General features: G+C 47.5%; 12 protein-coding genes. 8 read left to right on the top strand and 4 right to left on the bottom strand.

Annotated features, from left to right (window positions below; genetic code table 11):
• Nucleotides 1-73 precede the first annotated feature (73 nt).
• Nucleotides 74-1,180 (bottom strand): iron-containing alcohol dehydrogenase family protein, encoded by a 1,107-nt coding sequence (locus tag B2310_RS11885; protein ID WP_290731901.1) that lies wholly within the window; start codon nt 1,178-1,180, stop codon nt 74-76.
• Nucleotides 1,181-1,201: 21 nt separating this feature from the next.
• Entirely contained in the window at nt 1,202-1,381 is a 180-nt protein-coding gene (locus B2310_RS11880) for a hypothetical protein (protein WP_173382364.1), read from the bottom strand.
• Nucleotides 1,382-1,611: 230 nt separating this feature from the next.
• On the opposite strand from B2310_RS11880, the gene B2310_RS11875 reads away from it, so the two are divergent.
• The 7 genes from B2310_RS11875 (at nt 1,612) to B2310_RS11845 (ending at nt 8,476) form a co-directional block, all read left to right on the top strand.
• Entirely contained in the window at nt 1,612-2,601 is a 990-nt protein-coding gene (locus B2310_RS11875; RefSeq protein ID WP_173382363.1) for a guanosine polyphosphate pyrophosphohydrolase, read from the top strand.
• A 365-nt stretch (nt 2,602-2,966) separates the two neighbouring features.
• Nucleotides 2,967-3,677, top strand: coding sequence for an SDR family NAD(P)-dependent oxidoreductase (locus B2310_RS11870; protein ID WP_290731895.1), 711 nt, complete (start codon nt 2,967-2,969; stop codon nt 3,675-3,677).
• Nucleotides 3,678-4,380: 703 nt separating this feature from the next.
• Nucleotides 4,381-5,337, top strand: coding sequence for a fibrobacter succinogenes major paralogous domain-containing protein (locus tag B2310_RS11865; RefSeq protein WP_290731892.1), 957 nt, complete (start codon nt 4,381-4,383; stop codon nt 5,335-5,337).
• A 6-nt stretch (nt 5,338-5,343) separates the two neighbouring features.
• The gene (locus tag B2310_RS11860; RefSeq protein ID WP_290731889.1) at nt 5,344-5,940 is read left to right on the top strand and encodes an alpha/beta hydrolase; all 597 of its coding nucleotides are present in this window, start codon (nt 5,344-5,346) and stop codon (nt 5,938-5,940) included.
• Nucleotides 5,941-6,225: 285 nt separating this feature from the next.
• Nucleotides 6,226-6,543 (top strand): type II toxin-antitoxin system RelB/DinJ family antitoxin, encoded by a 318-nt coding sequence (locus tag B2310_RS11855; protein ID WP_290731886.1) that lies wholly within the window; start codon nt 6,226-6,228, stop codon nt 6,541-6,543.
• Entirely contained in the window at nt 6,540-6,962 is a 423-nt protein-coding gene (locus B2310_RS11850) for a DUF2442 domain-containing protein (RefSeq protein WP_290731883.1), read from the top strand. Before B2310_RS11855 ends, B2310_RS11850 begins: the two co-directional genes overlap by 4 nt.
• 116 nt (nt 6,963-7,078) lie before the next feature.
• On the top strand, nt 7,079-8,476 hold the full coding sequence (locus B2310_RS11845) for a hypothetical protein (RefSeq protein ID WP_290731880.1): 1,398 nt from the start codon (nt 7,079-7,081) through the stop codon (nt 8,474-8,476).
• Nucleotides 8,477-8,577: 101 nt separating this feature from the next.
• Here B2310_RS11845 and B2310_RS11840 read toward each other — a convergent pair whose 3' ends face one another.
• Together B2310_RS11840 and B2310_RS11835 are read right to left on the bottom strand one after the other, a co-directional pair.
• Nucleotides 8,578-9,222 carry a hypothetical protein gene (locus tag B2310_RS11840; RefSeq protein ID WP_290731877.1) on the bottom strand — a complete coding sequence of 215 codons (645 nt, stop codon included), beginning with the start codon at nt 9,220-9,222 and terminating at the stop codon, nt 8,578-8,580.
• An 84-nt stretch (nt 9,223-9,306) separates the two neighbouring features.
• Nucleotides 9,307-9,630, bottom strand: a complete 324-nt coding sequence (locus tag B2310_RS11835) for a hypothetical protein (protein ID WP_290731875.1) — start codon at nt 9,628-9,630, stop codon at nt 9,307-9,309.
• 414 nt (nt 9,631-10,044) lie between these two features.
• Here B2310_RS11835 and ilvC point away from each other — a divergent pair.
• Nucleotides 10,045-11,263: ketol-acid reductoisomerase (gene ilvC / locus B2310_RS11830; protein ID WP_290731872.1), on the top strand; the 1,219-nt coding region annotated here is incomplete at its 3' end.

Raw genomic sequence — 11,263 nt, 5'->3', positions numbered from 1 at the left:
TCAAGAAAAACACCCGTTTGTGGACAAATATGACAACAGTCACTACATTTGTCGATTGAAGACCAAATTTGATTTAGCCTATAACCAGCGACTTCTCGTAAATAAAGTCGATTTCCTCGGGCGTGATTCCGCCGGGGACGAGGTCCAGTTTGGAACGGTTTGCCTTCATGGAGGCTGCGAACTGGTCACGCATTTCGCGCGAAACCTTGCATTTGCCGATGAGCTTGTCGAGCATCGCGGCGAAATCGGCGGTGCTTTCGAGGCCCAACAGTGTCAAGATGCGCTTGACATCTTCGGGGACCTTCTTTTCGCAGACTTCCACGTAGGCGGCAAGGAAGTATCCGACGGCGGGGCCGTGGGGGATGCCCTGATGAAGCGTGAGATCGTAGCTCATGCCGTGCGGTACGGAGGTGCTCGTGTGCGCGATGGACATGCCCGCGATAGTCGAAGTGAGCATGAGTTTTTCGTAAAGGTTTTCATTGACGGGGGCGTCGGAGAGGAGTGCGTCCTTGAATTCGCCCCAGAGCCTGAGGCCGTATTCCGGGCACATGCGGTTGAACGCGTTGGAATAGACGTTCAGGATGCTTTCGACCATGTGGGCGAGCGCGTCGACAGCAGTGTTCACGATTAGCGTCTTCTTAGCCGAGGCGAGGTACTTGCCGTCGACAAGCGCGAGCGCCGGGAAAATCTTGTGCGGGATGCTCTTCTTCAGGTGAATCTTGTGGTTCGTGATGATGGCGACCGGCGTTGCTTCGGAACCTGTTCCGCAGGTAGTCGGAACGGCGACGACGGGCACGTGGCCGAGCGGATTTTCGGGAGCCTTGTGCAAGTTGTCCGCATCGACGCTCGGGTTTGCAAGGAGCAATGCAACTGCTTTTGCCGCGTCGATGGCGGAACCGCCCCCGATGCCGATGATGTAATCGGCCCCGAATTCGCGGGCTTGTTTTGCGGCGTTCCCCACGGTGTCGGTTGACGGATTTTCTTCGACCTGGTCAAAAACCTGGTACGGCACATGGCCCGCGTCCAGGACGGCGGTGACATCGTTCAAGGAACCGTTCTTCTTGGCGGAAGTTTTGCCCGTCATGATGAATGCGCGCTTTCCAACCGTAAGCAAGTTATGCGCGTGGTTCTTCACGCAGTCCTTTTCAACGTAGATATCTGTGGGTACATAGAAACGCATAGAAAATTCCTTTCCTGGTTATTATAATCCGAGTCCTTCGATTATTGAGCGAACAGACGACTCGTCCGTGATTTCCACTTTGGCAAGAATGCTTTTTATTCCATCAATGTTTTTTGTCCGGACGAATTCATCAAATTGGTTCATAAAACCGCCGAGATACAGCCGTTCGTTTACCGTCATGCCTTTATATTTTTCAGTCATTCAATCATCCGCTTTAAAACTATAAGTCCTGTCTTGAATATACATTATTTCGCAGACCTGCATGCATTTTTATGAATAAAATGTAAAAGCGTTTGTTGTGCTTTTCATCCCGTGTAAAGTGTTTTGTAAGAAAAATTTTCAAGAAGTTTTATCCGCTGTGACGGGCGAAAAACGTTTTTATATTTCGCCTTGTAAACCCCTATATGAAGCTCGGCTTCACGAGGTAAAAGATGATTTGTTTGAACGACTATCTGTTCTCTGGAAACACGGTGCTGAAGATTCTGCACCAGTATTCGAACGACCTCAGGAACAGTGCGAAAGAGACTCGCAATAACATCGACCTTGCACACTCGAATTTTCTGATACAGATTATTGAACTGCTGGAACACAATGACTTCTTGACTTCGCAATCTCAACGGATAAAAGAGTTCTACAAGTTCATGACAAGGGAATATCCCTTCCTTGCTTTCACCTTCAAGGGTCGCATCAAGTCCCTGATTCGCGCCGAAGAAAAGTTTAATGGCTACATCCTTGAATTTATCTACATTTATTACAAGCAGAATGGCGCATTCCCGTCCGAAGCCGAGATCAAGAGCAAGTTGAATTTTCGCGACCTGATTGCCTATCGTATCGTCATCTCGATGCCGGTTTGCCATATAAAGAAGGGCGATGACCGGAGCGAGGTAGAACGGAAATACCTGTACGAAATCGCAAATGCATTGCCCGAGTTTCTCGAAGAGCGTGGCTTTTCGGCGGAGATTTTCAAACACCTGGATGACAGCGGACATTCCGACTTGCTAAAGGATTCCGTGAGGCCGTATTACCATGATTCGGTGGCGACTCCCAGGAGTTCTGGCTACCAGTCGTTGCATATCACTTTCTACGATAACCTTGCGCGCTGCTACACGGAAGTGCAATTGCGTACGAAGGACATGGACGATTATGCCGAGATAGGCGAGGCGAACCACTTTGGCTACGAAAAGTCGCAAGAGGAACGCCGCTCCAAGCACGACCAGATTCCGAGCGGCGAGTGCGTCTACTTTGACGAGGCGTATGAACGCCTGGTGAAATTGCAGGGAATTGACCTTGCGAAAATCGACGTGAACATGTTCAAGGCCATCAACAACCAATTGATTAACGATGGCTGCGGGCTGTTCAGAGGCCGGCAAATCTTGCCGTTTGAACACCTGTCACGGTTCCAGAACGACTTGATTGACTAAGTCTTGAAGGTGCGACGCTACTTATCCGCGCAGTCTTCGAATATTACCGCGGGTTCGTATGGGCTCATTTTCAGCAATTCGTTCCTCAACTCGATGAGGTGTTCTTTGCGCTCGTCGCAAACCGTAGTGCCCAGTGTTGTGTTGTAGCAATAAACGGGCTTCTGACAGGAGACCCCGTTGTCGTCACCGCAAGCCATAAGGCAAAGAACTGCGGAAACAGAAAGGCCTAAAACTATTTTTGTGATATTCATGTTATTCCTTTAGACATCGAAAAATTGGAGCATCGGCAGAAAGAATAGGATAATGCGGCTTGCGTGTCAAGTTGTTGAACGCGCTTCGCTGTATTTTAGTGTATATTTACCAACATGAAATCGTTTGAAGATAAAGTTGTCGTGGTGACGGGTGGGGCGCACGGGATTGGCGCTACCGTCGTGAGTGAATTCGAGAAAGAGGGCGCGAAGGTCGCGTATATCGACATCCGCGAGAACCCTTGCTTTGTCGGGGACCTCTCCAAGAAGGATGTCCTTGAAAAGTTTGCGCAGTTCGTCATCGAAAAGTATGGGCACGTGGATGTGCTGGTGAACAATGCGCTCCCGCTGATGAAGGGCATTGACGAGTGCAGTTATGAGGAATTCAGCTACGCGCTGGCGGTCGGCGTGACGGCCCCGTTCTACCTCGCGAAACTTTTCGCGCCGCATTTTGGGTCGGGCGCGAGCATTATAAACATTTCTTCGAGTCGCGACCGCATGAGCCAGCCGCAAACAGAAAGCTATACAGCGGCGAAGGGCGGGATTGCAGCCCTCACCCATGCGCTGGCCGTGAGTTTTGCGGGCCACGTGCGCGTGAATTCCATTTCGCCGGGCTGGATAGATACGGATTTCAAGACCTACGAAGGCCCCGATGCTACGCAGCAGCCTGCGGGCCGCGTCGGGAACCCCTTGGACATCGCGAACATGGTGCTTTACCTCGCAAGCGAAAAAGCCGGATTCATTACCGGCGAAAACATCTGCATCGACGGCGGCATGACCCGCCAAATGATTTACCACAACGACTGCGGCTGGAAATTTGAAGGGTGAAGCCGCACTTTCTGGACAAGTGGGGTAGGAAAGGTTATATTTCTATTAAATAACAGGCCGTTGAGGCGAAGGAGTTCTTATGCGAAACGTCATTGCGAGGAGCCGTAAGGCGACGTGGCAATCTCTAGCTGCTTTTTTATTGCCCTTGACGCTAACGCTCGCGGCGTGTGGCGACGACGATAGCTCGTCTGCATCGGCAGGGCCGAATGATGACCCAGGTGTAGAATCTTCTTCTTCTGAGGCAATCACTTCAAGTTCCTCGGAGGAGGTTTCTTCAATTCCTTCTGTGCAAGAACCCTTTAATCCAGGGGAATATCGTACTTGTGATAAAAAGTACGAGGGTAAATTTTTAATGTATCAGTACCGGGAAACGTTAGACGCTTGGAATGGAACGTATAGAATCAATGCCGATTTTTACAAATGTGAAAATGGTAAGTGGTCTGGACCTTCTGCAACTTCTCCGGAAAATCTAACGGAAGGTGATGTGATTCGTGCTGCTCCAGACGATTGGGAAGGTGATGAGTTTTATGTTGCTCCTGACGATTGGGAATGCGATGCGGAAAACGAAGGTCAGGTGCAATCGTGGAGGTTTATGGTGTTTTCGGTTCCCCATTCGCCGATGGGTTACACGCCTACTTATTATGCACGGTGTGAGCAAGGTGACTGGGTTTTATGCGAACCGGAAAGTTCGTCAAGCAGCAGTATGGACAATGCTTCGTCGAGTTCGGTGAAGTCGAGTAGTTCTTCATCCGTCATTCTGAGCGCAAGCGAAGAATCCAGTAGTAGCTTGGCAGAGTCCTCGTCTAGCGTCGCGGAGTCGTCTTCTTCAGTCGTCACACCGCAGTCGAGCTCCAGCTCGACAAGCGTGTCCAGCAGTTCTGCTGATGTGCAGTCAAGTTCTAGCGAAACTGAGTCAAGTTCCAGTAGTAGCGAGGACAATGTGGACTGTTCGGCTCTTCTGGAAGAAGAAAGGGAAAAAGATAGGTGGAATTGGGATATTCCCAAAGAATGTCGCTTCAATCCGGATATTGCCTATGGCATCATGACTGACTCCCGCGACGGACAAACCTACAAGACCGTAAAGATAGGAGACCAGACCTGGATGGCCGAGAACTTGAACTTTGATCCAGGGCAGGGTGGTTCTGACGATGCTAAATACGATTGGTCCTGGTGCAATGAAGAACCTAAAAACTGTGCCGTGGCCGGACGCCTTTACACTTGGGCGGCAGCGATTGACTCGGTGAAACTGGCGACCGATGCCGACAATCCGCAGGACTGCGGTTACGGCAAGACCTGTACGATTCCGGCAAAGGTGCAGGGCGTTTGCCCCGAAGGCTGGCACCTGCCCACGAGTGACGAGTGGGCAATTCTGTTTGATGCGGTGGGTGGTCAGAGCAATGCGGGCAAGGTTCTCAAGTCGCAGACGGGTTGGTATCATAATGGCAACGGTACGGACGGCGTGGGCTTTTCCGCGCTGCCTGCCGGCAGGGTCTACGAAGGCAACATCGGCGTGGCTGGCATCAGCGCGTTCTTCTGGAGTTCTACCGAGGACGATGAAGACGACGCGTACAACTTGTTCTTGGACTACGACGGAGGCCTTGCGTACCTGTCCTTCCGCAGTAAGGTCAATGCCTACTCGGTCCGTTGCCTCAAGGACTAGCCGGGTATGAAAAGCCTTGTCATTTACGTGCACGGGAAGGGCGGGAACGCCGACGAGGCGCTGCATTATAAAGGTTTATTCCCTGATGCCGATGTTCTCGGGTTTGATTACAAGGCTGAAACCCCGTGGGATGCCAAGAAGGAATTTCCGGTATATTTTGATTCTGTCGCGGCGGGCTACGGCGAAGTGACCCTTATAGCAAATAGCATCGGGGCGTTCTTCTCGATGAATGCGCTAGCCGATAAGCCCGTCAAACAGGCGTACTTTATTTCGCCGATGGTCAACTTGGAAAAGTTGATTTGCGACATGATGGCATGGGCGGGAGTCTCCGAAGAGGAACTCCGCGAAAAGAAAACGGTGCCGACGAATTTCGGCGAAACACTTTCGTGGGAATACCTGTGCTACGTGCGAGAAAATCCGATTGAATGGCGCATCCCGACAAAGATTCTGTACGGCTCGAATGACAACTTGACCTCGCTAGAAACGATGCGCGAATTCGCCCAGAGAATCGGTGCTCCCTTGACCGTAATGGACGGCGGCGAACACTGGTTCCACACTGCCGAACAGATGACATTTTTGGATAAGTGGGTGCTAAATTGCTAAAAAAACACGATTTTGGCCTTATTGGTGCAAAAATTGTGAGTTTTGTTGCGTTATTCGTATGAAAAATGCAGAAATTGTTGCAAAATTGATATGAATAATGATGGGTGTTGAATATATTACGTTTCCATTAGTTCAGCCTAGATTTGCAAATTATACCATTTAGTATTATACCAAATGGTATAATTTTTTTTGGTGAGGGGGGCGAAAAATAGCGATTCTATGCAAAAGTATTGCTTTTTGCAGTTATTTTGACTATATTTTGATATGATAATGCAGGAGGTCTGTATGCCGATGTCGGTTTTGCAAATAAGGATTGAAGAAGATTTGAAAAAGCAGGTTTCCGACCTGTTTGAAAGCCTTGGGATGGATATACCCACGGCTGTGCGTATCTTTTTCAAGCGTGCTCTTGTTGAAAACGGAATTCCGTTTGAGGTGAAGGGAACACCTCCGACGTATAAGGGGCATGATTTGCTTTATTACCTCAATGAGGCGCAGAAACAGGCCCATGAACATGGCGTTGACAACTTGAGCGAAGAAGAAATCGAGGCCGAAATCAAGGCTGCCCGCGCGGAGAGAAAGAAACGGCTTGGAACGAACGGATGAACGAGATTTCGGAAAAAGATGTAAAAAGGCTTTGGGTCGAGAAAGACGCTGTTTGTGTTGAACTGAAAGACGGCCGAATCGGGCGTGAACTCATCCGCGATTACGAACCGCTGCGGAAGGCCACGCGAAAACAGCTGGAGAATTGCCGCATTGATTGCGATGGCGTGTGGTTTGATGATCTCGACGAGGGCCTAGAACTTTCGGGATTTTTTTCACCGAAAAAGACAAATCCCATTGGTCGTGTATTTTGGCTGTTTCCTGAACTGAACGCCTCGGCGTTTGCCCGCCGCCTGGGAATTCCTCAACCCCTCTTTGCGGCATACGTAAATGGAACGAAGAAACCGTCTTTGGCAAGAAAGAAACTCATTGATGAGGAACTCCGCCGTATTGGCAGGGAACTGCTGAAGACCGTGGCTTAGTTTTTTTTGCTAAAATTTGATTATGTTGGTCTAACGTGTTGCTAACAAGGAAATGGTGCGAGAAAAACTGAAAAGTAAATAATAACCAATAGTTACATGCTAAGGGGCTTCTCTCTATGCCTAGATTTCGTCGAAATATTCTTGATAAGGCTGTATGTCAATCCATTGCGAATAAGTGCAAAACTCGTACAGAATTTGCTCGTACGGATGCTTCCGCATATAAAAAATCGTGTAACGAAGGGTGGATTGTTGAATTTTTCCCAAATACCATATATCATGCAAAATGGACGAAAAAATCGTGCAAAAGGGCTGCATTGTCTTGTAATACTAGGAACGAATTTAAAAAAAAGTTTAGTGCTGCGTGGAGAGAGGCTTTGCGTAACGGATGGTTAGATGATTGGTTGCCTAAAGAACATAAGAATGTTTCATACGAACGTTGTCATGAAGCTGCTAGCCAATGCAAATCAAAAACTGAATTTCGTAAAAAGTATGGCCACTTATATAATGCTGCATTACACAGCCATTGGGTTGATCGATTTGCCAAAGAGTTTAATTATCGAACCACTCATGAGTGTGAATCAATAGCGCAACGTAAATATTTAGATGATGATGTTAGGGCGGTTGCTAAGCGATTTAAGAAGCTCTCGGAATTTCGTAAACAAGCAAAAAGGATGTATGACATTGCGTACGAACGCAAATTGTTGCCTAGTTTTACATGGCTAAAACGAAACGAGGAAGTTGTCACTAATGGTTTTGTAGACTGTGTATATGTGTATGAATTTATAGGAACAAAAACCGCCTATATTGGACGAACTGTTAATAAACAACACCGAGATAATGCTCATCAAAATAATGCAAAGGATTGTGTACGTATGTATGCTGATCAAATCAAAGTCCCTGTTCCAGTTGTAAAATACTTGGCAGATCAAATATCTCCACAAGAGGGGAGTAAGTACGAAGCAATGATGATGCAGAATTATCTTAATAATGGATGGACCTTATTAAATAAGCAGAAGTTTAGTGGGCTGGGTACATTAACGAGGGTGTCTAAGAAGGAATGTATTGATTTTGCAAAACGGTTTGAATATTGGAATGATTTATATAAAGCGTCGACATCTAAATTTAATATGCTTAGAAAATATGGGTGGGATAAAGAATGTGTATGGTTAAAGAATAAAAAGGCAAAAAATGGTACTTGGAGTAGGGCGACGCTTGATCAGATTAAAAATGAATCAAGCAAGTATCATAATCGTACCGAATTTATGCGTTGCTCCAAAACAGCCTATGAACGAGCCAGAAGTCAAGGCTGGGTTGATATATTGTTTCCTGTATCTAATCAACGTGGAATTCCAAAACCAGTTGCTGCTTGTGACCCATTAACTGGGGCTGTTATGAAAACTTACACGTCAATCAAGGACGCTGCTAAGGATTTAAAAACGAAGCCTCAAACAATTACCAGTGTTTTAAAAGGAAGACGAAAAAAACACCGTGGATATACATTTAAGTATATCTAATGGTCAAATAATAGAAAAGTGTGATGGCTTGCAATAGAGCCTTACTTAAATAGTTTTGTACCGTCTGCGATTGTGTAAGCGATAATTTTTGTTTGCTGACGCTAAATATGATGATTTATAGATGTTTCAATTATTTTGACCATTTTCTGCTGCAACTGAATGTATGCCGTTGATGATTCTTCCCATGCTGCGGGTTCATCGCTGGCATTTCTTTTTTGTGGATTACTGCTTTTTAACGCCCATACATTTTTGTATAGCTCGTTTATAGATTTTATAAAATTATTGCATTCGACCTTAGCTTCGGGGAACAAGTATTCCACTTCAGGTTGCATCATTCGAATTTTGTCATAAACCGTAAAATACAGCGCATTATTTTTTGGAGCGTCTTTTTTGTCACTTACTAAGGGCTGGTGCTCGTCGAATTCAATTGTCCCGACAGGTTTTAATCGTAGATTTAAATAATCTGGGTTGTTCCGGATAGGTAGAGCAATCAGTGCTTCTAGCGTGTTGAGACATTCTTTTTGTAATGGTAATACATGTTTGATGTACTGAATTCGGCTATTGTAATGAATTTCGTCTTTTTTTATTTTATTTGATTCGGTTGCTATATCATTGGCTTTGTTGCGACATTTGATATCGTTTTTTAATTCTTTCTTATGTGACATTAATGTTAGTATGCCCCATATGGCAGTGCCGACAGCAATACCTGTCGTTATACCAAAAACTATGTAATCTGCGGTAGACATCCTGCTTGATTTCCTTTGGTGAACTAGTTCAATTTGTGTTCTTTCTTTAAACCTAAAAAGAGTAATTTCCTCATTAAAGATTGATTAGGATTTTTTTTGTAGTTCTTCGTGCAATGCTTTGATTTCTTCTCGCAAGACTCTGATTTCGTTGAGCGCCTTAGTGGCATTCTCTGCATGGTATAGAGTGAGCCGAATCAGCCATAAGATAAAAATGCCTGCTAGAAGGATGACGAAAGGTAGAGAATATTTGAATATCGCCTCATCAGAGATGCCAAAAAAACTTAGGATGAGAGAAGCTATCCATATTAGAAATCCGCAACAGGCAGGAAATTCCAGGCAGATTGCTATGGTGTTCCAGATGGTGGGGAACTCTCGTTTCTGGGTATTTTCTTTCTTTTCTGATTCCATATATGACCTCTTTTAGGTAATATAGCATAGTTTATGTTTTGGGATTGGTACTATTACTTTTATAAGGTTTTGTTCTCTTCTAGGTTATGACGTTTGGACTAGGACTTGAACTCAGGGGTTTTAGGGGGTGTCCCCCTAGGAGAGGGGGTGGAGTAGGACTCGGCGATAGCCTGGCCGCTAAGCGAACAATTCGCAGCCGAAGGCGAGGACCTGTTCGCGTGCGGAGCAGGCTGAGACGAGGCCGAAAACAGGGGGAGGCTTCCCCCTTTTGTAGTGGATTCTATCGCCTTCGGCTCCAGAATGACGTTTTTGGGGCGTTTTTGCTTACATTTTCTGTTAAATCGGGGCTCTTTGCGGCCGCGTTTTTAACTACATTTTCCGCCGGAACAATTTTATTTAACAGAGGTTCAAAAAATGAATTATTTCAATTCTATCCCTATGCGTCGCCAACTCGAAGAAATTGGCCACTGCCGTTTCATGGAACATTCTGAATTCAGCCGTGGTGTTGAAGCCCTCAAGGGCAAGAAGATCGTGTTCGTCGGTTGCGGTGCCCAGGGTCTCCATCAGGGTCTTGACCTGCGCGATAGCGGCCTCGACGTCTCTTACACGCTCCGCAAGGAAGCCATCGAACAGAAGCGCCAGTCCTGGAAGAACGCTACTGAAAACGGCTTCAAGGTCGGTACCTACGAAGAAATGATTCCGGATGCAGACCTCGTTTGCAACCTCACACCGGACAAGCAGCACCACAACGTGATCCCGGCAATCATGAAGCTCATGAAGAAGGGCGCCGCCCTCTCTTACAGCCACGGCTTCAACATCGTCGAAGAAGGCCAGGAAATCCGCAAGGACATCACCGTGATCATGGTCGCCCCGAAGGGCCCGGGTTCCGAAGTCCGTAGCGAATACGTTCGCGGTTTCGGTATGCCCTGCCTTATCGCTGTGCACCCGGAAAACGACCCCGAAGGTAAGGGTTGGGACTACGCCAAGGCTTACGCCGCTGGTCTCCATGCCGACCGTCCGGGCGTTCTCGAAAGCTCTTTCGTTGCCGAAGTGAAGTCTGACCTCATGGGCGAACAGACCATCCTTTGCGGTATGCTCCAGACCGGCACGATCCTCTGCTACGACAAGATGGTGAAGGATTTCGGCGTTGAACCGGCTTACGCGGTCAAGCTGCTCCAGTACGGCTGGGAAACCATTTCCGAAGCCCTGAAGCACGGTGGCATCACCAACATGATGGACCGTCTCTCCAACCCGGCCAAGATCCGCGCCACGGAACTCGCCGAGAAGATGAAGAAGATCATGAAGCCGCTCTACTGCGAACACCAGGACAACATCATCTCTGGCAAGTTCTCCAGCACCATGATGGTGGACTGGGAAGCCGGCGACAAGGATTTGCTCAAGTGGCGTGGCGAAACGGGCGAGCTCGAATTCGAAAAGGTCGAAGCTACCGACAAGGTGATCACCGAACAGGAATACTTCGACCGCGGCGTTCTCATGACCGCCATGATCAAGGCCGGTGTGGAACTCGCATTCGAAACCATGTGCTCCGTGGGCATCAAGCCGATGAGCGCCTACTACGAATCCCTCCACGAGACTCCGCTTATCGCGAACCTCATCGCTCGTAAGAAGTTGT

Source organism: Fibrobacter sp. UBA3629 (assembly GCF_002374005.1).
Taxonomy (GTDB): domain Bacteria; phylum Fibrobacterota; class Fibrobacteria; order Fibrobacterales; family Fibrobacteraceae; genus Fibrobacter.
This window is presented reverse-complemented; position numbering and strand designations above follow the sequence as displayed.